Origin of the sequence: Frigoribacterium sp. CFBP9030 (assembly GCF_034045195.1) — a bacterium.
GTDB lineage: Bacteria > Actinomycetota > Actinomycetes > Actinomycetales > Microbacteriaceae > Frigoribacterium.
In genome coordinates this window covers 14740-35657 of sequence record NZ_JAXCWG010000018.1, presented here as the reverse complement: position 1 = coordinate 35657, position 20918 = coordinate 14740, and the positions used below count along the sequence as shown (strand labels likewise).

Below are 20918 nucleotides of genomic sequence, written 5' to 3'. Positions count from 1 at the left end.
TCGGAAGACGTGGGCCGGGCGACATGACAGCCGCGGGGATCTCGGACATCCTGGAGACCCGACAGGTGTCGACGCGTCGACCACCCCCGAGCCGACCGAGAGCACCGATGCGACTCCTCCTCATCCGCCACGGCGAGACCGCCGACAACGTCGCCCAGACGATCGGCTCGCGGCCGCCCGGCCCTCCCCTGTCGCCGGTCGGCGTCGATCAGGCTCGAACCCTGGCGGGTCGACTCGACGGCGAGCCGATCGCCGCCGTGCACTCGTCACGGGCCCTCCGCGCCGCCGAGACCGCCGCCGTCGCCGCGGCAGCGCTGGGCGTGCCGCACCACGAGCTCGACGGCCTGCTCGAGATCGACGCGGGCGACCTCGAGGGTCTCTCGTACGCCGACGCCCTGCCCGGGTACATGGGCACCATGCAGAAGTGGTGGACGGACCGCGACGCGCGCATCCCCGGCGGCGAGAGCGGCAGCGAATTCGTGGCCCGCTACGACGCCGCCGTCGCCTCGGTGGTCTCGACCACCGACCCGGCGTCCACCGCGGTGATCGTCTCGCACGAGGCCGCGATCTGCGTCTGGGCGGCGAACACCGCCGACAATCTCGACGCCGAGTTCAGCCGCACCCACGGGCTCCGCAACACCGGCGTGGTCGCCCTCGAGGGGTCGCCCGACCGGGGCTGGGTCGCCGTCTCGTGGGACGACGACCTGCTCTCGCGCTGAGCGTCGTCGGTCGAGCACCTCCTGCGGAGGTCGTCGCTTTTCGGCCATCGCACCGACGAACGCGCGATCGACCGGGATCGCCGAAACAGCCGGTCAGAGGGCGTAGTTAGAGCGACTAGGCAAAATCGACCACTGACCGGGGTTTTCTTGATTTGTCACCGCCCCTCCGGGGACGTATTTTCGAAGGGTGCCGACCATCTCGATGGCTCGGCGGGTCGCACCTCCGACCGAGCTTGCACGGGCAGGGAGCGGAGGCGCGACCCTCCCCGCCGGCCTCGCCTCAGGCGGCTCGCCTCGTTCACAGCTCGCCCCGCGCCTCCCGGACACAGATGCCAACGACTCCCCCCGCCCCTCTCTCGACCTTCTCTCGTCACGAGGAGTCCGGCACGGACCTGGCCGAGGCGGTGCGGGTGCGTTCGTCGCGCCACGGCGGCCGCGACTTCCGGGCGCGGCTGGCCGACGAGCCGTTCTCGTATCACTACGTCACCGTCGGCGATTCGCGGCTGGGGCTCCAGACGACGCGCTTCACCGCCTATCTGCAGGGCACCGTGCCGTATCCCGAGCAGTACGCGCTCATGTGGTTCCGTCGCGGCAGCGCCACCATCGACCATGGTGGGCGGACCTTCACGAGCCACGGCGCCGATCCCTTCCTGGTGCCCGCCGAAGATCCGTACTCGTTCTCGCTGACCCCCCGGCACAGTCAGCTCGTGCGCGTGGGCCGGGACTTCCTCGAGGAGACCGCCGCCGATCTGCACGGCGGACCACCGCAGCGCATCGTCTTCGACCACACGACGGCCCCCTCCGCCGCCGCCCTCCGACGGTGGCGGTCGGTCACCGCCGCGGCCACCCCGAACATCGTCGACGCGGCCACCGAGCCGCTGCTGCGCCTCGAGTCGCAGCTCAGCATCGTGCGGGCCATGCTCGAGCTGTTCCCGTGGCGGCCGCTCGACCTGCCCGCGAGCGTCCGCACCGAGCGCGGCGTCAAGGTGCGCCTCGCCGCGGAGTACATCCACGCCCACGCCGGTCAGGCCATCACGCCGGCCGACATCGGGCGAGCGGCGGGGCTCAGCCCGCGGGCCCTGCAGCTGGCGATGAACGAGCACTTCGAATCGTCGCCGACGAACTACCTGCGGCAGGTGCGACTCGACCGCGCGCACGCCGAGCTGCTCACGTCGCCGCCGGGCACCGCCCGCGTGTCGGACGTCGCACGGCGCTGGGGGTTCGGCAACCTCGGCCGATTCGCGGCCGCGTACGCCGCTCGATTCGGCGAGTACCCGCGCACCACGCTGCGCCGCTTCTGAGCGCCGCACCGCGCCTCCTCGGAGGCGGGGGGGGTGGACGCGAGCGGCCCTGGTGGCGGGTGGCCCTGCTCGCTAGGGTGACAGGACCGATCGAGGGGACTGGTCACATGAACACCGCAATCGTCGTCATCGCCCTGGTGGTCGTCGGCATCGTCGCCGCCACCATCGCCATCGTCGTCCGCGAGCGCCGCGACCGCGCGGTCGCCGCCCGTCTCGACGAGGCGGACCCCGGGGCCGGCGTGCGCGCCCACGCCGACGCCGAGCGGCAGCAGGCCGGCCCCCGCGGCGAGGCCGGCGGCATGTCGTGGTCGGCCGGCGGCCAGAACTCGGCCTGAGCGCCCCGCAGCCGCGCGCATGCCCGCCTGTGCCTGCGCGCCGGTCTCAGGCGCTAGCGGAGCGCGTCGCGGGCGGCTCGAGCCCGGGTCTTGATCGCAGCGATGACCTCGTCCTTCGCGTCGGCGTAGTCGTTCGAGTCGCCCCAGCTGCGAGTCATGAGGCCCTGCTTCACGGACTCGTACAGAGCGCGGTCGGCGGCGTCGGAGCGGAGACGATCGCGCAGGAGGCGGTAGTCGTCGACCGCAGGATCCCCGCGTCGGTAGACGTGCACGTGCACGTCGCGAGCTGGCGTCCGCACGAGTCGGTGCCCCGGCTCGCGCACCCGCAGCTCGTACCCGGCGGCGAGCAGGGGCTCGAGGTAGTCCTCCTCCGCCGTGATGTCGGCCACGACCACCACGAGATCGATGATCGGCTTGGCCGCCAGGCCGGGCACCGAGGTCGATCCGATGTGGTCCACCTCGATCTCCTGCCCCGCCAGCGCCTCGAGGATCCGATCGCGGTGCGCGACGAAGTCGGCGGCCCATCGAGGGTCGTACGGCTCGAGCGTCACGTGGAGCGGCTGCGGGCCGCCGACGAGCTCGAGAGTCGTGACATCCGGTCGGCGCGGGTTCCCGCTGTTCGTCGCCATCAGGCCTCGGCCGCGGCCCGGCCGCGTACTGCCGCGACATGCGCCCGCATGGCCGCCTCGGCCGCGTCGGCATCCCCCGAGTCGAGGGCCTCGAGCACGGCCCGGTGCTCGCGGATCGCGTGGTCGGCGTCGCTGACGCCCAGCCCGCCGAACATGCGGAACCGTTGCGCCTGACCACCCAGCGAGTCGAACGCCCGGTGCAGGAACGGGTTGGCGGCCTGCTGCGCGATGAGCTCGTGGAAGGTCTCGTCGGCCTCCCAGTACGCGTGGTACTCCGCGAAGGTCGGGCCCTTCGGCGCCTCGGCGAGCCGGGTGAGGGTCTCGGCGAGCGCGTCGATGAAGGCGTCGGTGCGCCGAGGAGCCGCGAGCCGCGCGACCGCAGGCTCGATGACGCCCCGGGCGTGCATGAGGTCGTCGAGTTCGGCCCCCGTCAGCAGGGGCGCCGCGCGATAGCCGCGCAATGCCGCCCGGGTGACGAGACCGGTCGACTCCAGGCGCGCCAGCGCCTCGCGGATCGGCGTCTGCGACACGTCGAGGTCGCGAGCCAGAGCGTCGATGTTGAGCGGCGTGCCCGGCGGCAGGGTGTCGTCGAACAGTCGGCGCAGCAGTTCGTCGTAGACGCCGTCCGACAACGAGACACGCTGGGGTCGGCGCGGGCCGTCACTGGGTGGCATCCGACCAGTGTTCCACACGTCGGGGCGTGTCGTCTTTCCTATAGGCGGTGTCATCGACCTCGTGCCGACGAGGCGTCCGGAGCCCGGCAGGAGGCGCGGGCCGCCTCGTCGAGGACGCTCGCCACCGCCGCGACGTCGTGGGCTCGTCGCCCCAGGAACAGACCGTCCACCGCGGGTGCTGTCCGTGTCAGCAGTCCCGGCCCCGCACTGCCGCCGTAGACGAGGCGCGTGGTCGGGGGCAGCCCGGCGCGCAGAGCGCGGGCCACGCCGACGATGTGCTCGACCGGAGCCGGCTCGGGTGCGCCGATCGCCCACACGGGCTCGTGGGCGACGACCAGCGGCTCGGCGGCGGCCGCACCGACCTGCGCCAGGCACGACGCCGCGGCCTCTGCGGGGCCGATCCGCGCCTCCTCCCCCACGCAGAGCCAGGGCACGAGGCCGACTTCGCGGCACCGGTCGATCTTCGCCCGGATGACGGCGTCGGTCTCGCCGAGGAGCCCGCGACGTTCCGCGTGACCGACCTCGACGTAGGCGACGCCGATGTCCGCGAGGAGCGAGGCGACGTCCTCACCCGTCACCGCGCCTCCGGCGAATCGACTGACGTCCTGCGCCATGACCTGCACGCCGGTGCCCTCGAGCAGCCGCACGGCCGCCTCCAGGAGCGGCGTCGAGGGGGCCACGACGAGCTCGACCGCGCTGCTCCGCACGGCAGCGTGCCCCTGAGCGAGGTCCGCGACCGCCGCCAGCCAGTCGAGGGTGCGGGCACGGGACAGATAGGCCTTCGTGCTGATGCCGACGAGCACGGTCAGGGCTGACGGAGGATCCGGCGACCGGCCACCGCGATGGCCACGTCGAGGGCGCGCTGACTCGAGGTGACGCTCGCGACGCCGGTCCCGGCGATGTCGAAGGCGGTGCCGTGCGCCGGGGTCGCGATGACCACGGGCAGGCCGCCCTGCACCGTCACCCCGCCGTCGAAGCCCAGCAGCTTGATGGCGATCTGACCCTGGTCGTGGTACATCGTCACGATGCCGTCGTAGCGCTCCCGCGCGCCGACGAAGATCGTGTCGGAGGGGAACGGGCCGACGACGTCGATGCCGCCCGCCGCCGCCTCGGCGACGCCCGGGGCGATGACGTCGATCTCCTCACGACCGAAGATGCCGTTCTCGCCGTTGTGCGGGTTGAGACCGCAGACGCCCAGTCGCGGGCGCGCGACGCCGGAGTCGCGCAGCAGCTCGTCGAGCAGGCGGACGGCGTCGACCACGCCCTGCGTCGTGATGCGGTCCGCGACGTCGCGGATGCCGATGTGCGACGTCACCCGGGCGGTCCACAGACCCGGGATGATGTTGATCTCGCTCGTCACGCCGTCGCAGTGCAGCTCCTTCGCGAACCAGCGCAGTTCGTCCTCCTCGGTCATGCCTCCGAGGTGCAGGCTCGTCTTGTTGAGGGGCGTGAACACGATCGCGCCGACCTCCCCTGCGTTGGCCAGGTCGATGGCGCGCCGCAGCTGATGCAGGGCGCGCTCCCCCGCCTCCTTGCTGACCTGACGCGGCGGGATGGGCTCGGCGGGCGCCGACCCGTCGTCGAGGAGGGTGGCGAAGCCGGGGCGCGGCTCGTCGCTGAGCGGGATCGTGACTCCGACGACCGCCGCGGCGGCGTCGAGCTCGGCGCGGTCGGCGAGCACCACGATGTCGGCCGCCTCGAGGTTCGCGGGGTCGGAGAGCAGGCGGGCCGCGAGTTCGGGGCCGACGCCCGCGGGATCACCCAGGGTGAGGGCGATGCGGGGGCGGCGCACCGATCCGTCGGCGGTGTGGGTGAGGGTGGGGGCGGGTGTGCTGACGGTCATGCTGCGGATCCTTCCGGGGATGCCTCGTAGGTGCTGATGACGTCGACCTTGGCGGCCGATGCGCTGGTGGGGTCGAAGCGGTGGTCGAGCCACTCCGACGCGAGGCGCCGGGCGAGCTCGATGCCGACGACGCGCTGGCCGAAGCAGAGCACCTGCGCATCGTTCGAGAGCACGGCCCGTTCGACCGAGAAGCCGTCGTGGGCGGTCACGGCACGGATGCCGGGCACCTTGTTCGCGGCGATGGCCACCCCGAGCCCTGTGCCGCAGACCAGCAGCGCCCGGTCGGCCCGGCCGTCGGCGACCATGCGGGCCGCCTCGATCGCGACATGCGGGTAGGCCGTGTGCCCGTCGGGCCCGACGCCGACGTCGACCACGCTCGCGACGCGGTCGTCGCCCTCGAGGTCGGCCCGCAGGCGCTCCTTGTACTCGTAGCCGGCGTCGTCGCAGCCGACGACGATCCTCAGCGGTTCGTTCACGGTTCAGGCCTCCTGGTGGATGGGGTTCGCGGTCGGGGTGTCTCCGACCGTGTCGACTGTGATCGCGCCGCTCTGCGCCTCGACCTCGCGGGCGACGACGCCGGCGATGCGCGCGAACGACACCGCGCCCGCGTCGGGGTGACCGAGGCTCTTCTCGGCGAGCGGTCGCGCACGGCCGAGTCGGGGCAGGAGGCGCGCGGTCGCGTCCGCGGCCTCGCTCGCCGCCGCTGCGGCCCGCGCCCACGCCTCGGGCAGGTCGAGCCCCTCGTCGGCCGCGCGACCGAGCGCGTCGACCAGGGGGACGAACGCGTCGACAAGGGTCTTGTCGCCGACCTCGGCCCCGCCGAGACGCTGGATGGCCTCGAGCCCCGCCGCAGCGGCCCGGGCCGACGCCCACGGGTCGCGGAGGTCGGGCTCCGCGGCCAGGGCGGCGCCGGCGCTCGTGAGGCAGACGCCCCAGAGCGCACCGGAGGTGCCGCCCGCGTGCTCGGCCCAGCCCTCTCCGGCCTCGGCGAACACGGTCGAGACGCCGGCGCCGCGCTCGACGGCGGCGCGGGCCGACGCCAGTCCGGCGGTGATGCCGCGAGCCATGCCGATGCCGTGGTCGCCGTCGCCGGCCACCGCGTCGAGACGGCCGAACTCCTCCTCCGAGCCGACGACCATCTCGGCGACGTGCTCGAATCCCTCGAGCAGGGGCCGACCGGCGCCCACATGACGATCGTCGTCGGCCGGGGCGACCGACGGGGGCGCCTCGAGACCGGGGCCGCCTCCTGCGTCGTCGACCCGCGCCTCCACGGCTCCCTTCCGGAAGGCGGGGCTCGAGGCCGGGCTCCCCCAGAGCTGCTCGAGTTCGTCGTCGACCCAGAAGAAGGTCGCCGAGACGCCCGACATGTCGAGGCTCGTGACGAGCTCGCCCACCTCGGGCTGCACGACGGTGACGCCGGCCTCGTCGAGCAGGCGCCGGACGTGGCCGTAGAGCACGAAGAGCTCCTCGTACTTGTAGGTGCCGAGTCCGTTGAGCAGGACGACGATCCGGTCTCCGGCGCCTTCCGGGGCCTCGGCGAGCAGCGATCCGACGAGCAGTTCAGCCAGTCCGCGGGCCGACGGCAGGTCGGCCTCGCCGATGCCCGGTTCGCCGTGGATGCCGAGGCCGATGGACATCCGACCCTCGGGCACCGTGAAGAGCGGCTCCGTCGCGCCGGGCAGGGTGCATCCGGAGAACGCGACGCCGAACGAGCGCGTGCGGTCGTTCGCCCGTCGCCCGAGCTCCTCGACGCGGTCGAGGTCGAGACCGGCCTCGGACGCTGCGCCGAGCACCTTGAAGACCGTGAGGTCGCCCGCGATGCCTCGACGCTTGGCGATCTCGTCGCGGCTGCCGCTGGCGATGTCGTCGGTGACCGCGACCACGCGGACGTCGACTCCCTCGGCCCGGAGGCGCTCGGCGGCCTGGCCGAAGTTCAGGACGTCGCCGGCGTAGTTGCCGAACGACAGCACGACCCCGCCGCCGCGCTGAGCGGCCCGGGCCACACGGCACACCTGACCGGCGGACGGCGAGGCGAAGATGTTGCCGTAGGCGACACCGGCGGCGAGGCCCGGACCGACGAGGCCGGCGAAGGCCGGGTAGTGGCCGGAGCCGCCGCCCACCACGACGGCGACCTGGCCGTCCGCGAGGGGCGCGCGTCGCACGACGCCGCCCTCCACACGGCGCAGGGAGTCATGGGCCGCCGCGAAGCCGTCCAGGGCCTCGTCGGCGAAGGTGGTCGCGTCGTAGTCGAGGATGGTCACGACACCATCTCCTCTCTCGGGTCGGTGACGGCGGAGGCGACCAGCGCCTCCCGCCCGTCGAGGACGGCCATCCGCTCGGCGCTGGGCAGCACGCGGCGGAGGTAGTCCCGGTTCAGGGCGGCGACGGAGAGCCCGTCGCCGCCGTAGTGCTCGCAGACGAAGGTGCCGCGGAAGCCCGCCTCGACGGCGTCGCGCACGGCGTGCCGGTAGTTGATGAGGCCGAGCTCGAGCGGGGCGGGCAGGGCCGTGTAGGCGCCCGTCGCCGGGTCCTCGTCACGGTGGTAGTTCTTGACGTGCCAGTAGTTGGCGTGCGGCAGGGTGGCGGCCAGTGTCTCGCGCCAGTCGTCGATCGGCCGGTGCAGACGGACGAGGTTGCCCACGTCGGGATTGAGACCGACGTTGTCCAGACCGACCTCGGTGACGAGGCGCACCGAGCTGGCAGCGGTGCCGAGATAGGTGTCCTCGTACATCTCGAGCGTCAGGTCCAGGCCCAGTTGAGCGGCGTGCCGCCCGAGCTCCGTGATCCGCGCCACGGCGAGCTGCCAGTTCTCGGGGTCGTCGGGCGCGTCGATCTCGCCCTGCGCCGTCCAGAACCACAGCCGATCCCGCTGCTCGCTCGTGAGCGGCCGGTGGAAGCCGACGGAGACGACCCCCGCCCCCAGCCGGGCCGCGGCCTCGAGAGTGCGGTGGCTGTAGGCGAGGTTCTCGAGACCGACCTCGGGGTCGATGACGCTCGACCGCACCACGCAGACGCTCGTGAGGTCGACGCCGGCATCCCGGCCGGCACCCGCCAGCTCGTCGAGACGCCGGCCGGACAGATCGCCGACCCGCAGCCAGTTGTCGTTGATCTCGACGAGGTCGAAGCCCGTCTCGCGGATCTCCTCGAACGAGGCCCGCCAGGCCTCCGGCGCGGCGTCGAGGGTGCTCGTGCCGTCGCGGTCGACCGCCGGGAACTGCAGCATCGCGGCCGCGATGGGCCAGTCGTCGCGCGAGGGGCTCATCGACCGGCCTCTTCCCGGGCGTGCTCGCGCGTCTCGGCATCGTCGGTCGCTGCGACACGGGGGCCGCGGCGGACCGCGAAGCGCCCGGCGATCTTCGGACCGACCATCAGGGCGGCGGCGAAGAGGAGGATGCCGACGCTGATCGGGCTCTGGAGCAGGACGAGGAAGCTGCCCTGGCCGATGGCGGAGGTCTGCACGAGCGCCTTCTCGAACAGCGGGCCGAGCACGAGGCCCAGCACGAGCGGCGCCATGGGCAGGTCGAGCTCCTTCATGATCCAGCCGACCACCCCGAAGATCAGGACGAGCACGACGCTGAACATGTTGTTGCTGACCGAGTAGGCGCCGACGAAGCTGGTCAGCAGGATGATCGGATAGAGGTAGCCGTAGGGGATGCGCAGCATCTGGGCGAACACCGGCGCGAGCGGCAGGTTCAGCACCAGCAGCATCACGTTGCCGATGAAGAACGACACGAGAAGACCCCAGATCAGCGTGGGCTGCGTCTCGAACAGGCGGGGTCCGGGCTGGAGCCCGTACACGGTGAAGGCGCCCAGCAGGACCGCCGTCGTGCCGCCTCCGGGGATTCCGAGTGCGAGGGTCGGCACGAAGTTCGCGTTGGCCGCGGCGTTGTTGGCGCTCTCGGGGGCGGCGACGCCCTCGATGGCGCCCTTGCCGAACATCGCCTTGCGGGGCGACACGCGCTTCTCGATGCCGTACGCCATGAACGAGGCGAGGGTCGAGCCGGCGCCGGGCAGGATTCCCAGCACGAAGCCGATGCCGCTGCCGCGGAGGATCGGACCGGCGCTGCGCTTCAGTTCGCCGCGGCTGATGACCATGTCGCGGAACCGGGTGCGGATGGGGGCGTCGGCCCCGCGTCGGATCTGGTGCAGCACCTCTCCGACGGCGAAGAGACCGATCATCACCTCGATGAAGGGGATGCCGCTCAGCAGGTTGATGCTGCCGAAGGTGAAGCGCGCGTCGCTGAAGCCGGTCGCGACCCCGACGGTGGAGATGAGCAGACCCGCCGCCGCCATCATGAGCCCGCGGGACAACGAGCCCCCGGCGAAGCTGACGACGATGACGAGACCGAGGATCATGATCGCGAGGTTCTGCACCGGTCCGAAGTTGAGGGCCAGGTCCGCGAGCGGAGGGGCGAGCCACATGAGCAGCGCGAGCGAGATGATCGCCGCGACGAACGAGCCGATGGCGCTGATCGCGAGGGCCGATCCGGCCTTGCCGTTCTTGGCCATCTGGTAGCCGTCGAGCGTGGTGACCACGCTCGCGGCCTCGCCGGGCGTCGAGATCAGCACCGACGTGATCGTGCCGCCGTACTGGGCGCCGTAGTAGATGCCCGCCAGCATGATGAGCGCCGTGACGGGTTCGAGGGTGAGGGTCAGGGGGATGAGGATCGCGACGCCGGTGGTCGAGCCGAGACCGGGCATCAGCCCGATGATCGTTCCGAGCAGCACGCCGATGAAGCACCAAAGGAGGTTCTCGGGCGTGAAGGCCGTCGAGAAGCCGAGTGCGAGGTTGTCGAGCATGGTCGTCCTTCAGATCAGGCCGAGCAGACCCTGCGGCAGCGGCACGCGCAGCAGGGCGACGAAGATGGCGTAGGTCACGACGCCCGCGGCGACCGCCACGAGGGCGGACGGGAGGACTCGGCGGTGCTCCACGAAGACGGCGACCACGAAGAGCAGCAGCACGAAGGCGAGGAGGAAGCCGACCACCTGCACCATGGCGAGCGTGACGACGACGAGGCCGAGCACGACCGCCAGCATGCGGTTGCGCTGACGCTGGGTGCGGCCGAGGATGTCGACTCCGTCGTCGTCCGTCGCGAGGGGCGAGTGGATCGACTGGGTGCTGGTCGTGGGGGCACCCGGGTCGAGCGGGTCGCCGAGGACGATGCCGTCGTCGGGCCGGGAGGGCGTGTCGAGGATGAGCTCGGCCTGGGAGGGCCGGTCGGGACGTCGACGGAGGCGCCCCACCAGATCGAGGACGGCGAACACGGCGACCAGGCCGCCGGCCATGGCGGGCAGGAAGCCCGGGCCGATCTCGCCTCCCTCGACCGTCACGCCGTACCCGAGACCCCCGACGAGGGCGGCGGAGCCGATCGCCGCGAGGACGGCGCTGGCGGCGAGTCCGCCGCGGTGGACGGCCGTCACTCGGCGAACACCTTCTCGAGGTCGGCCGTGTTCTCGCCGAGGTAGGTGCCGAACTCGTCGCCGTACTGGGCGTTCGGCTGCAGGTAGTTGCTCTCGACGTACTCGGTGTACGCGTCGCTGTCGGCGTACGCCTCTCCCGCGTCGATCCAGAACTGCTCGGTCTCGGCGCTGATGCCACCCGGGGCGATGAAGCCGCGGAACTGCGCGAACGACACGTCGATGCCCTGCTCGGCGGCCGTGGGGATGTCGGCGAGCGCCTCGTACTCGTAACGGTCTTCGGCGACGGCGCACAGCGCCTTGAGGTCGCCGGCCTCGAGCTGGGCGATGACCTCCGCCGGGTTGAGCGACGCGACGTCCACCTGGCCGCCGAGCAGACCCGTGAGCACCTCGCTGCCGGACTCGAACGGCACGCGGTCGAACTCGACGTCCTCCTCCTGCTCGATGAGGGTGAAGACGATCTCGTCGAGCGACGTCGATCCCGACACCGCGGCGACGACGCGCTCGTCGGCGGCCGCATCCACGACGTCGGTGCAGGTGTCGTACTCGCTGTCGGCCGGGACGACGATCAGAGTGAAGTCGTCGCCGACCTTCATGATCGGCGTGAAGTCCTCGTAGGTGAACTGGACGTCCTGGGTGACGGGCAGCGCGAGCATCGCCGTCTCGGCCGCGAGCAGCAGATCGTTGCGGCCCTCCTGTCCGAGGAAGTACGAGTAACCGATGGCGCCCGAACCGCCTTCGCGGTTCTCGACGCTGACGTTCAGGCCGGTGCCGCCTTCGAGGCCCGAGGCGATCGCGCGACCCGAGAGGTCGCTGCCGCCACCGGCGCCCATCGGGACGAGCATCGTGACGTTGCCCGTGGGGGCGCCGTCGGCGGTGCTGCCTCCCGCAGCGGAACCGCAGGCGGTGAGGCAGAGCAGGGACGCCGCGGCAAGGCCGGCGACGAGGGGGGTACGTGACTTCATCGTCTTGATCTCCAGTGATCGGGTCCACCCGGGTGCGAACCACCCGCTTCAGGAACTATCGCATATCCTATCGGATTTGCGCCAGCCCTGTGTCGATGGTCCCCGGTCAGCCCCCCGGTCAGATCCCCACGAGGCTCACCCGCGCCTCCTGAGCTCCCGCGACAGCAGCCAGACGAGGTAGCAGCCGCCGACGACGACCGTCACGACGCCGACCGGCACCGTGACCGGCAGCACGTGCTGCGCGATCAGGTCCGAGCCGAGCAGGACGACGGCACCGGTCAGCGCCGACGCGACCAGCGGCACGTGCGCCGTGCGCGTGAGACGCCTCGCGATCTGCGGGGCGGCCAGGGCGACGAACGCGACCGGACCGGAGACGGTCGTGGCCACGCAGACCAGCGCGACGCCGATCACCAGCGAGGAGGCGCGCAGCCGTTCGACCCGCACCCCCGTCACCGCGGCGAGGTCGTCTCCGATGCCCAGCTGCCGGAGCCCCGGAGACAGCACCGGCACAACGAGCAGGAGGAGCACCACGAGCACGCCCGCCGCCCCGACCCCCGTCGCCTCCACGCCCGCCAGCGTGCCGGCACCCCACGCCGACGCGAACAGCGCCGTGTCGAGCTCGACCTGCAGCAGCAGCCAGGTGCCGAGCGACGCCGCCATCGACGACACCGCGATGCCCACCACGATGAACCGGAACCCGCCGGCCGACGTCCCGCTCGAGAGCAGGGCGATCAGCAGGGCCGTCACGAGACCGCCGATCAGAGCTCCGAGGGTTCGCGACTCCCACGACGGCCCGACGACGATCAGCGCGCCGAGCATCCCGACGAACGCGCCGTTCGACAGACCCATGATGTCGGGGCTCGCGAGGGGATTCCGGGTCACGGTCTGGAACAGCCCGCCGGCGACCCCGAGCGCGACCCCGACCACCGCGGCGGCCGCGATGCGCGGCAGCCGCCACTCGAGCACGATCGTGCGAGGCAGACCCTCTGTCGACCCGGTGACGATGCCGAGCACGTCGGGCAGAGAGACGGCGAAGTCGCCCGACATCGACCCGACGACGGCCAGGGCGAGCGCGGCGGCGACGAGCGAGACCGAGACCGCCACGACACGATGCCGCCCGGGGCCGGGCCGCCCGCCGGCTGGACGGTCGGCACCGGCGGCGCCGGCGGCGCCGGCCGCCTCCTCGCGCCGCGACGTCCCGCTCACAGCGCCGTGGCCCCGCGTCGGCGCCGCACCAGCACGACGAGCACGGGCGCTCCGACGAACGCGATGACGATCCCGACCGGCATCTCGGACGGCGACACGAGCACCCGTCCGACGACGTCCGACACGAGCACGAGCACGGGCGCGACCAGCATCGAGCCGACGACGATGCGGCGGTGGTCGACGCCGATCCCCCAGCGCACCACGTGCGGGATCATCAGGCCGACGAACGAGATCGGGCCGGCGAGCGCCGTGGCCGTGCCGGCCAGCAGGGTGATGGCGGCGAGCGAGAGGAGGCGCGTGCGCGCGAGGTGCACCCCCTGACTCACCGCGGTGTCGTCGCCGAGCGCGACCGCGTTCAGGGCGGGCGCGACGACGAGGGCGAGCATCGCGCCGAGGGCGACGAGGGGCGCGACCGAGGCGAGCCCGTCGAGACCGCGACCGACGAGACTCCCGGCCGACCAGCCGAGGAGGCGCTCGAACGCATCCGGGTTCGTCAACGTCAGCCCCGTGGTGACGCCCGAGAGCACCGCCCCGACCGCGAGACCGGCGAGCGTCAGCCGGACGGGGTCGGCGCGGCCCCGGCCCGCCGACCCGAGCACGGAGACCACGGCGGTCAGCACGAGCGCCCCGCCGAAGGCGAACCAGACGTACTGACCGATCTCGACGACGCCGAAGAAGACGACGGCGACGGCCACCGCGGCCGCGGCGCCCGCATTGACACCGAGGATGCCCGGGTCGGCCAGCGGGTTCCGGGTCAGCGCCTGCATCAGGGCCCCGGCTCCGCCCAGCCCGACGCCGACCACCGCACCGACCAGGGTGCGCGGCAGCCGCTGCTCGATCACGACGAAGCGGGACTCGTCGGTGCCGCCTCCGGCCAGGGTGTCGAGCACGAGCCGCGGGCTGAGGGCGTTGGCGCCGAGCGCGAGCGACAGCAGGGCGGCGACCAGCAGCGCGACGACGGCGACGGCGATCCCGACGCCGACCCTCATCCCCCTCGCCTGCGGTCGCTCCGCCGGGCGGCGCCCAGCCAGGTGGCGCTCAGCCAGGCGGCGCCCAGCCGGGCGGCGATCGTCGGGGAGGCGCGTCACCGGGTGCGGCTCAGGACGCCCTCGATGTCGTCGAGCACGGCCAGACCGCCGAGCGGACCGACCCCGGTGATCCAGTACGACTGGTCGACGAGGTGCAGCTCGGGGAACGCCGAGGCGTTGTCGCTGATCGCCTCGGGCGTCGTCGACTCGTCGGAGACGTCGGTGGTCGTGACGAAGACCTGGTCGGCCGTCGCGTCGAGCACCTTCTCGGGTGAGAGGTCGACCGAGATCGAGTCCTCCCAGTCGCGCTCGGGAGTCTCGAAGCCCACGCACTCGAGGGTGCTGCCGGCGAACGACTCGGGGCCGTAGAGGGTCAGCAGGCCGTCGCGGGGCCTGATCAGCTGCGCCGTGCCCGAGACGTCGAACTCGGAGGCGATCTCGTCGCAGCGCGCCTGGTAGTCGGCCAGCAGCACCGTCGCCTCGTCGGCCCGGCCGAGCGCCTCGCCCACGAGAGCCACGTTGTCCTTCCAGGCGTCGGCCTGCGAGGCCAGGAAGACCGTCGGCGCGACCGCGCTGAGCTGGTCGTAGAGCGCCGAGTGGCGCGACTCGGTGCCGATCACGAGATCGGGGGCGAGCGAGGCGATCTTCTCGACGTCGGGCTCGGTGACGGTGCCGACCGTCTCGATCGACGCCGCCTCGTCGCCCAGGTAGGCCGGCACACCGGCCGCTTCGTTGAGCACCGCGGCACCGACCGGCACGATGCCGAGCGCGATGGTGGTGTCGAGGGCGACGGGTTCGAGCACGACCACGCGCTGCGGCGCGGCCGGGACGGCCGTCTCGCCGCGGGCGTGCGCGACCGTCCGGGCGGACGACGACGAGGACGCGTCGGCCTCGGAGCCGTCGGCGGCCGAGCCGACACCGGTCGTGCAGGCGGACAACGCGACCGAGAGGGCGACGGCGACCGATGCGGACGCGAGGCGGACGAGCATCGGGGACCGCCCGGACGGGGAGATCGACGGGGAGGAGGGGCGAGGGAGAACCACGGGGAGAGCCTTCGATCGTCTGACGAGAGGGGGAGCCGGGTCGGGACCGGCTGGAACGGGGACGACCATAGTAGGTAAGCCTTCCCTAACACAACTGGGCGTCGGGGCGCCGTCGGCGGCGAGCGCCTAGCGTCGACCGCACCCAGCACGAGAGGACCCCCATGAGCGAGAGCACCGACCGCACCGACGGCCCGAACGCCGCACGACCCGACGACGAGCGCGCCGCCGTGGATCAGGCGACCCTCGAGGCGGCCGCCGTCGAGACCTACCGCGCCAGCCAAGGCGACGGCAGCCCCGACGCGAGCGACCGCGACGGCACCGACGATGGCGACCGCGACGGCACCGCCGACACCGACACCGACACGCAGGGGGCGCCCGCGACCGGCGACGAGGCGACCCCCGACGGCGACGTCGCGCAGCCCCTCGGCGGCACGCTCTCGGGCGAGGAGGACTACGTCGCGGCGAGCCCGGCAGGGCTCTCGGGCGAGCAGGACGCCGCCCTCGCGGCGGATGTCCGCTCCGACGACCCCGAGGCCGGCGCCCACCGCGGTGACATCGGTGCGAACCGCGGCGGCAGCGGCGGCCGCTGACCCCGCGGAGAGACCCCACGGAGTCACCGAGACCCCGGCGCGCGCGCCGGGGTCTCCGCGACTTCGTGGGGTCTCGCGGGCGACCAGGTGGTGCATGCTGGTTTCGATGACTTCTTCACGCCCTCACCTCGACGATCTCGCCCGCTTCATCACCGCCTCCCCCTCGTCGTTCCACGCCGCGGCCGAGGCCGCCCGGCGTCTCGACGAGGCCGGCTTCACCCGACTCGTCGAGACCGACGCCTGGCCGACCGGCCCGGGTGCCCGCTACATCGTGCGCGACGGCGCCGTCGTCGCCTGGATCGAGCCGACCGGAGCGGGCGCGACCACGCCGTTCCGCGTGGTCGGCGCGCACACCGACTCCCCCGGATTCAAGCTCAAGCCGAAGCCGACGACCGGCACGCGCGGCTGGCTGCAGGCCGGCGTCGAGGTCTACGGCGGGCCGCTGTTCAACTCGTGGCTCGACCGCGACCTCGAGTTCGCGGGGCGCCTCGTCACCCGCACCGGCGAGACGCGCCTCGTGCGGACCGGCCCGCTGCTGAGGTTCCCGCAGCTCGCCGTGCACCTCGATCGCGGTGTCAACGCCGAGGGCCTGAAGCTCGACCCCCAGCGCCACCTGAACCCCGTCGTCGGGGCCGGCCCGCTCGACGAGGCCGACGTCCTCGGCCACCTGGCGGCGTCAGCGGGTCTGGCGCCCGCCGACGTGACCGGGTACGACGTGGTCGTGGCCGACACCGCGCCTCCTGCACGTCTCGGTCTCGACGGCGAGCTCTTCGCGGCCGGCCGCATGGACAACCTCACGTCGACCCACGCCGGGCTCGTCGCCCTGATCGAGACCGTGGCGAGCGCAGGAGGCGCGGGTGCGGAACTCGATCACGTCGCTGTCTTCGCCGCCTTCGACCACGAGGAGGTCGGTTCGGCGACGCCGTCGGGCGCCGCGGGTCCGATGCTCGAGGATGTGCTGGCCCGCGTCTCGGACGGCCTCGGAGCGACCGCCACCGATCACCGGCGCGCCCTCGCGGCGTCGTGGTGCCTCAGCGCCGACGCCGGTCACGCCGTGCACCCGAACTACCCCGAGCGCCACGACCCGGCCAACCAGCCGATCGTGAACGGCGGTCCGCTGCTGAAGATCAACGCGAACCAGCGATATGCGACCGACGGGCTCGGGGCCGCCGAGTGGTCGAGGGCGTGCGAGCAGGCCGGGGTGCCGTTCCAGGAGTTCGTGTCGAGCAACGCCGTACCCTGCGGCTCGACGATCGGGCCCATCACGGCGACACGGCTGGGCATCCGCACCATCGACGTCGGGGTGCCGCTGCTCGGCATGCACTCGGCCCGCGAGCTGTGCGGCGCCGACGACCCCGGGTACCTGTCGCGCGCCGCCGCGGCGTTCCTCGCCCCCGTCGCCTAAGCCCCCCGAGGGCGGTCGCTTCGGCGGAGCTCCGACGGTCGGCTCAGGCGAACGCGTCCTCGGCGGGGGTGCCGAGCGCCCAGGCGAGCATCTCGGGCCAGGGCCCGAACCCCGAGTCGGGGGTGAGGTGACCGCCTCGGGGCACGAGGTGGAGCGGGGCGTCGACCCGCGCCTCCCAGGTGTCCTGCAGACCGAGCGGCAGCCACTCGTCGTCGTCGCCCGCCACCACCACCGCTTCGGTGGCACCCGCGGGCAGGAGCCGCCCGTCGAAGGCCTCGCCGGCGACGAACGCGCGGATGCTCTGGCCCGCCACGAGCTCGGGCGACGGCGGCGACACCAGCGCGACGCGATCCACCCGAGGAGGCGCGTCGCCGGTCTGCAGACGCAGCCAGAGCACCGACGCGAGGCTGTGGCAGATCACGGTGACCGGGCCCTCGGGCAGGGCGGCGAGCTCGGCGCGCACGCTCTCCTCCCAGACCGCGAGGTCGGGATCGTCGGCGTCGGGCAGCTGCGGGTAGCGGACCACGAGGCCGCGCGCGGTCAGCTCGTCGGCCAGCCGATGCTGCCAGTGATCCGCAGGCCGGTGGTTCTGCCAGCCGTGCAGCACGAGATACGAGGGAGCGGTCACGCGTCGATCCTGCCCCGTCGACGCGACTCGTCGTGGCAGGCTCGACCCATGACGTCATACGCGGCTCGCGGATTCGGCGAGGCCCTGACCGTCGACGACCCGATCGGCTTCGACGCCCCGCCGCCTCACGGGTTCCGGGTCACGCGTCGATCGCGGGTGATCGGCCGCGGCGACGCCGTGTTCCGAACCGCCGGCGACGCCGTGCTGCGCTTCGAGGTGCACCGCGGCTCGGGCTTCGTGCCGCTCGACGTGCCCGCGCGGGTCGCGCCGGGGGCCTCGAGCATGTGGGCGGTGACCCTCGGCCCCCTCCGCCCCGCGGTGGCCTGCCGCGTGATCGACGTCGTCGACTCGCCCGCCGAGATCGGATTCATCCACGCCGCGCTCGTCGGCCACCCGCAGCGCGGCTTCGAGAGCTACGTCGTGCGACGGCACCCCGACGGCACGGTCACCCTCGACATCCGCGTCGTCTGGCGCCCCGCCGCCTGGTGGATGCGCGCGGCCGGCCCGCTCGGAGCCCTGGCCCTGTCGCTCATCCTGCGCCGCAACCTGCGCGCCCTCGACCCGGTCGTCGCCCGCGCCTGAGCCGCCGGGCTCGTGCCACACTGTGTCGATGACCGCCCGACGCCGCCATGCCGGCTCCTCCAGGCGCGCCGCCGCACGCGACGCCGCCCGTGCGTCGGGGGTCGACACGACCGTCAGGGTCGAACGGATCCGCAGCGGCGACCTGTACGTGCGCGTCAACACCATCGGCCAGTCGGGCGAGCGGCCCTTCGTGCTGGTGCCCGGCATCGGGGTGTCGTCCGACTACTTCGAGCGTCTCGCGCCGAACCTGAACGAGTTCGGCCCCGTGCACGCGCTCGATCTGCCCGGCTTCGCCGGCGTGGCGCACCCGGGGCACGCCCTGACGATCCGCGAGTACGCCGACCTGGTCGGCGCCGCGATCGACGGCCTCGGGCTCGACGACCCCGTGCTGGTCGGCCACTCGATGGGCACCCAGATCGTCACCGACCTGGCCGGCCGACGCCCCGACCTCTCGACCCTCGTGCTGATCGGCCCGGTGATCAACCCCGCCGAACGCCGCGTCGTGACCCAGGCGCTGCGGTTCGCGCGGGCCGCCTGGCACGAGCCGGGGCGAGTGAAGTTCCTGGCCGTCAGCGCCTACGTGCTCTGCGGGGTGCGGTGGTTCTCACGGATCCTGCCGAAGATGATGACGTACCCGATCGAGGACCACCTGCCGGAGGTGCGGGCCGACACCCTCGTGATCCGCGGCGAGTTCGACGCCGTGGCCCCCCGCGACTGGGTGCGACGAGTGGGCGAGCTGCTGCCGTCGTCACGACTCTGGGAGATGCCCGGCGCGGCGCATTCGGTCATGCACGCCCACGCCGAAGAGGTCGCGAAGCTCTGCGTCGAGCACGCTCAGCAGCCCATCGACACCGACGAGGGCGAGCAGCTGCACCACTACGACGATGCGAGCGACGGCGACGAGAGCGACGACTTCAGCCCCAGCCCGAGCGACTTCGCCAAGGCCGTCGGGGCGCGGCTGCGGGCGACCGTCGCGACGCTGAAGGGCGACGACGAGGCCCTGGCCGCGGCCAAGACCGACCACGCCGAGTCGATGCAGGCCGCCTTCGATCGGCGCCAGGCCGAGAAGGCGGCGGCCGGGGTCGCACCCGACGACGGCCCCCACATCGACCCCGCCTGAGCCCCCGCGGCCCGTTCGGTCGATGAGTCACGACACGCCGCGCCCCCGCGCGACGCGCGGCGTGTCTCGACTCCTCGGCCCGCGCCTCCTCGGCCCGCGGCGCCCGCGGCTCAGGCCCCGGTCACCGTCAGCCAGATGAGCGCGAGGTTGAGCGCCACGACCACGCCGACCGCGATCCACGCCGCGATGCGGATGCCCAGCACATTGCGGCTCTCGCCCATCAGCGACGCGTCGCTGGTCGCCCGGACGAGCGGCACCAGCGCGAACGCGATGCCGAAGCTCAGCACGACCTGACTCAGCACGAGCAGCCACGTCGGGCTGATCCCGGTCGCGAGCAGGACGAGCGCCGGCACCAGCGTGACGACCCGCCGCACGAACAGCGGGATGCGGATCTTCAGCAGACCGCGCATGATCTCGGCGCCCGCCATCGACCCGACCGACGTCGAGGCGAGCCCGGAGGCGAGCAGCCCGACTCCGAACAGCACCCCGACCAGCGGGCCGAGCGCCTCGGTGATCGCCGCATGGGCGCCCGGGATGGTGTCGGTGCCGGTCCGCCCCTGCAACGTCGAGGCCGCGAGGACGAGCATCGCGATGTTCACCCCTCCGGCGACGAGGAGGGCGAGCACGACGTCCCACCGGGTGGCCTTCAGCACCCGCCGACGGTCGGCGCCCACGGCGACGTCCCCGTGGTGGTCGCGGACCAGCGCCGAGTGCAGGTACACGGCGTGGGGCATGACCGTCGCGCCGAGCATCGACGCCGCCAGCAGCACCGACTGCGCGTCGTCGAAGCGCGGCACGATGCCCGCGAGCATGCCGCCGGCCGACGGTGGGGCGAAGAGCAGACCCGCGCAGAAGCCGATCGTCAGCACGGCCAGCAGACCGATGATGATCGTCTGGAAGACGTGACCGCCGCGATAGCGCGTCAGCATCAGGATGCCCAGCGACACGACGCCGGTGATGACGCCCCCGAGCACCAGCGGCACCCCGAAGAGCAGCTGCAGCGCGAGGGCCCCGCCGATCACCTCGGCGACGTCGGTCGCCGCGGCCACCAGCTCGGCCTGGCCCCAGTAGGCCAGGCGGCGCTTGCGCGGCAGGCGCCGACCCATCACCTCGGGCAGCGACTGCCCGGTGACGATGCCGAGCTTCGCCGACAGGTACTGCACGAGCACGGCCATCGCGTTCGCCGCGACGAGCACCCAGAGCAGCAGGTAGCCGTACTGGGCACCCGCCGTCAGGTTGGCCGCGACGTTGCCGGGGTCGACGTACGCGATCGCGGCGATGAAGGCCGGGCCGAGCAGCACACCGCGGGGTCTCGGGTGGGCGGGGGCGCGGCGGTCGTCGACCCGCGCCTCCTCGGTGTCCGTCGGTCGTGCGTCATCTGTCGCCATACGACGACCCTACACAAAGTTCGGTGACCCGAACTTTCACTCTC

General features: G+C 72.9%; 22 protein-coding genes. 7 read left to right on the top strand and 15 right to left on the bottom strand.

The genetic code is table 11. From position 1 onward, the window contains the following. Positions 1 to 107: 107 nt before the first annotated feature. The 3 genes from SOM13_RS14485 to SOM13_RS14475 all read left to right on the top strand — a co-directional run bounded on the left by SOM13_RS14485 (position 108) and on the right by SOM13_RS14475 (position 2355). Positions 108 to 719: a histidine phosphatase family protein gene (locus SOM13_RS14485; protein WP_320480117.1), complete on the top strand. Its 612-nt coding sequence runs from the start codon at positions 108 to 110 to the stop codon at positions 717 to 719. A 329-nt stretch (positions 720 to 1048) separates the two neighbouring features. Beyond that, positions 1049 to 2020: an AraC family transcriptional regulator gene (locus tag SOM13_RS14480; protein WP_243215694.1), complete on the top strand. Its 972-nt coding sequence runs from the start codon at positions 1049 to 1051 to the stop codon at positions 2018 to 2020. 107 nt (positions 2021 to 2127) lie between these two features. After that, complete coding sequence (locus SOM13_RS14475; RefSeq protein ID WP_192058901.1) at positions 2128 to 2355, top strand: hypothetical protein; 228 nt, start codon at positions 2128 to 2130, stop codon at positions 2353 to 2355. Between the two features lie 53 nt (positions 2356 to 2408). Here the strand turns inward: SOM13_RS14475 and SOM13_RS14470 are convergent, their stop codons facing one another. From SOM13_RS14470 to SOM13_RS14410, 13 genes are all read right to left on the bottom strand, one after another. Then, positions 2409 to 2984 carry a GrpB family protein gene (locus SOM13_RS14470; RefSeq protein WP_320480116.1) on the bottom strand — a complete coding sequence of 192 codons (576 nt, stop codon included), beginning with the start codon at positions 2982 to 2984 and terminating at the stop codon, positions 2409 to 2411. Then, on the bottom strand, positions 2984 to 3658 hold the full coding sequence (locus SOM13_RS14465) for a GntR family transcriptional regulator (protein ID WP_192058905.1): 675 nt from the start codon (positions 3656 to 3658) through the stop codon (positions 2984 to 2986). Before SOM13_RS14465 ends, SOM13_RS14470 begins: the two co-directional genes overlap by 1 nt. A 50-nt stretch (positions 3659 to 3708) precedes the next feature. Continuing rightward, a complete protein-coding gene (locus tag SOM13_RS14460; RefSeq protein WP_320480115.1) occupies positions 3709 to 4461 on the bottom strand; it encodes a triose-phosphate isomerase family protein in 753 nt (250 codons plus the stop codon). 2 nt (positions 4462 to 4463) lie between these two features. Then, a complete protein-coding gene (locus SOM13_RS14455; protein WP_320480114.1) occupies positions 4464 to 5501 on the bottom strand; it encodes a 4-hydroxythreonine-4-phosphate dehydrogenase PdxA in 1038 nt (345 codons plus the stop codon). Beyond that, complete coding sequence (locus SOM13_RS14450; protein ID WP_243216509.1) at positions 5498 to 5977, bottom strand: ribose-5-phosphate isomerase; 480 nt, start codon at positions 5975 to 5977, stop codon at positions 5498 to 5500. Before SOM13_RS14450 ends, SOM13_RS14455 begins: the two co-directional genes overlap by 4 nt. Before the next feature lie 3 nt (positions 5978 to 5980). Next, entirely contained in the window at positions 5981 to 7762 is a 1782-nt protein-coding gene (locus SOM13_RS14445; RefSeq protein WP_320480113.1) for a dihydroxyacetone kinase family protein, read from the bottom strand. Continuing rightward, a complete protein-coding gene (locus SOM13_RS14440) occupies positions 7759 to 8763 on the bottom strand; it encodes a sugar phosphate isomerase/epimerase family protein (protein WP_192058912.1) in 1005 nt (334 codons plus the stop codon). Before SOM13_RS14440 ends, SOM13_RS14445 begins: the two co-directional genes overlap by 4 nt. Continuing rightward, positions 8760 to 10301: a tripartite tricarboxylate transporter permease gene (locus SOM13_RS14435; protein ID WP_320480112.1), complete on the bottom strand. Its 1542-nt coding sequence runs from the start codon at positions 10299 to 10301 to the stop codon at positions 8760 to 8762. The genes SOM13_RS14440 and SOM13_RS14435 overlap by 4 nt, the downstream gene beginning before the upstream one ends. A gap of 9 nt (positions 10302 to 10310) precedes the next feature. Beyond that, a complete protein-coding gene (locus tag SOM13_RS14430) occupies positions 10311 to 10922 on the bottom strand; it encodes a tripartite tricarboxylate transporter TctB family protein (protein ID WP_320480111.1) in 612 nt (203 codons plus the stop codon). Further along, positions 10919 to 11884: a tripartite tricarboxylate transporter substrate binding protein gene (locus SOM13_RS14425; protein WP_192058919.1), complete on the bottom strand. Its 966-nt coding sequence runs from the start codon at positions 11882 to 11884 to the stop codon at positions 10919 to 10921. Before SOM13_RS14425 ends, SOM13_RS14430 begins: the two co-directional genes overlap by 4 nt. 135 nt (positions 11885 to 12019) lie before the next feature. Next, positions 12020 to 12988, bottom strand: coding sequence for a FecCD family ABC transporter permease (locus SOM13_RS14420; RefSeq protein WP_320480110.1), 969 nt, complete (start codon positions 12986 to 12988; stop codon positions 12020 to 12022). 98 nt (positions 12989 to 13086) lie between these two features. Further along, positions 13087 to 14079: an iron chelate uptake ABC transporter family permease subunit gene (locus SOM13_RS14415; protein WP_320480109.1), complete on the bottom strand. Its 993-nt coding sequence runs from the start codon at positions 14077 to 14079 to the stop codon at positions 13087 to 13089. 95 nt (positions 14080 to 14174) lie between these two features. Next, entirely contained in the window at positions 14175 to 15161 is a 987-nt protein-coding gene (locus SOM13_RS14410) for an iron-siderophore ABC transporter substrate-binding protein (protein ID WP_320480108.1), read from the bottom strand. Between the two features lie 161 nt (positions 15162 to 15322). Here SOM13_RS14410 and SOM13_RS14405 point away from each other — a divergent pair, with 161 nt between their 5' ends. Then, a complete protein-coding gene (locus SOM13_RS14405; protein ID WP_320477788.1) occupies positions 15323 to 15751 on the top strand; it encodes a hypothetical protein in 429 nt (142 codons plus the stop codon). 106 nt (positions 15752 to 15857) lie between these two features. After that, positions 15858 to 17156: a M18 family aminopeptidase gene (locus SOM13_RS14400; RefSeq protein WP_320480107.1), complete on the top strand. Its 1299-nt coding sequence runs from the start codon at positions 15858 to 15860 to the stop codon at positions 17154 to 17156. Positions 17157 to 17199: 43 nt separating this feature from the next. On the opposite strand, the gene SOM13_RS14395 is transcribed toward SOM13_RS14400, so the two are convergent. Beyond that, the gene (locus tag SOM13_RS14395; RefSeq protein WP_320480106.1) at positions 17200 to 17784 is read right to left on the bottom strand and encodes an RBBP9/YdeN family alpha/beta hydrolase; all 585 of its coding nucleotides are present in this window, start codon (positions 17782 to 17784) and stop codon (positions 17200 to 17202) included. Positions 17785 to 17832: 48 nt separating this feature from the next. On the opposite strand from SOM13_RS14395, the gene SOM13_RS14390 reads away from it, so the two are divergent. Both SOM13_RS14390 and SOM13_RS14385 read left to right on the top strand, forming a co-directional pair. After that, the gene (locus SOM13_RS14390; RefSeq protein ID WP_320480105.1) at positions 17833 to 18366 is read left to right on the top strand and encodes a DUF1990 domain-containing protein; all 534 of its coding nucleotides are present in this window, start codon (positions 17833 to 17835) and stop codon (positions 18364 to 18366) included. 28 nt (positions 18367 to 18394) lie between these two features. After that, the gene (locus tag SOM13_RS14385; protein ID WP_320480104.1) at positions 18395 to 19486 is read left to right on the top strand and encodes an alpha/beta fold hydrolase; all 1092 of its coding nucleotides are present in this window, start codon (positions 18395 to 18397) and stop codon (positions 19484 to 19486) included. A gap of 110 nt (positions 19487 to 19596) precedes the next feature. On the opposite strand, the gene SOM13_RS14380 is transcribed toward SOM13_RS14385, so the two are convergent. After that, the gene (locus tag SOM13_RS14380; RefSeq protein ID WP_192058936.1) at positions 19597 to 20874 is read right to left on the bottom strand and encodes an Nramp family divalent metal transporter; all 1278 of its coding nucleotides are present in this window, start codon (positions 20872 to 20874) and stop codon (positions 19597 to 19599) included. Positions 20875 to 20918: the final 44 nt, after the last annotated feature.

What these genes read in the sequence shown, in the direction of transcription:
- SOM13_RS14470 (WP_320480116.1), bottom strand. Translation starts at nt 2,984, where the DNA reads ATGGCGACGAACAGCGGGAACCCGCGCCGACCGGATGTCACGACTCTC.
- SOM13_RS14435 (WP_320480112.1), bottom strand. Translation starts at nt 10,301, where the DNA reads ATGCTCGACAACCTCGCACTCGGCTTCTCGACGGCCTTCACGCCCGAG.
- SOM13_RS14485 (WP_320480117.1), top strand. Translation starts at nt 108, where the DNA reads ATGCGACTCCTCCTCATCCGCCACGGCGAGACCGCCGACAACGTCGCC.
- SOM13_RS14405 (WP_320477788.1), top strand. Translation starts at nt 15,323, where the DNA reads ATGAGCGAGAGCACCGACCGCACCGACGGCCCGAACGCCGCACGACCC.
- SOM13_RS14415 (WP_320480109.1), bottom strand. Translation starts at nt 14,079, where the DNA reads ATGAGGGTCGGCGTCGGGATCGCCGTCGCCGTCGTCGCGCTGCTGGTC.
- SOM13_RS14465 (WP_192058905.1), bottom strand. Translation starts at nt 3,658, where the DNA reads ATGCCACCCAGTGACGGCCCGCGCCGACCCCAGCGTGTCTCGTTGTCG.
- SOM13_RS14475 (WP_192058901.1), top strand. Translation starts at nt 2,128, where the DNA reads ATGAACACCGCAATCGTCGTCATCGCCCTGGTGGTCGTCGGCATCGTC.
- SOM13_RS14400 (WP_320480107.1), top strand. Translation starts at nt 15,858, where the DNA reads ATGACTTCTTCACGCCCTCACCTCGACGATCTCGCCCGCTTCATCACC.
- SOM13_RS14440 (WP_192058912.1), bottom strand. Translation starts at nt 8,763, where the DNA reads ATGAGCCCCTCGCGCGACGACTGGCCCATCGCGGCCGCGATGCTGCAG.
- SOM13_RS14425 (WP_192058919.1), bottom strand. Translation starts at nt 11,884, where the DNA reads ATGAAGTCACGTACCCCCCTCGTCGCCGGCCTTGCCGCGGCGTCCCTG.
- SOM13_RS14455 (WP_320480114.1), bottom strand. Translation starts at nt 5,501, where the DNA reads ATGACCGTCAGCACACCCGCCCCCACCCTCACCCACACCGCCGACGGA.
- SOM13_RS14380 (WP_192058936.1), bottom strand. Translation starts at nt 20,874, where the DNA reads ATGGCGACAGATGACGCACGACCGACGGACACCGAGGAGGCGCGGGTC.
- SOM13_RS14480 (WP_243215694.1), top strand. Translation starts at nt 1,049, where the DNA reads ATGCCAACGACTCCCCCCGCCCCTCTCTCGACCTTCTCTCGTCACGAG.
- SOM13_RS14385 (WP_320480104.1), top strand. Translation starts at nt 18,395, where the DNA reads ATGACCGCCCGACGCCGCCATGCCGGCTCCTCCAGGCGCGCCGCCGCA.
- SOM13_RS14390 (WP_320480105.1), top strand. Translation starts at nt 17,833, where the DNA reads ATGACGTCATACGCGGCTCGCGGATTCGGCGAGGCCCTGACCGTCGAC.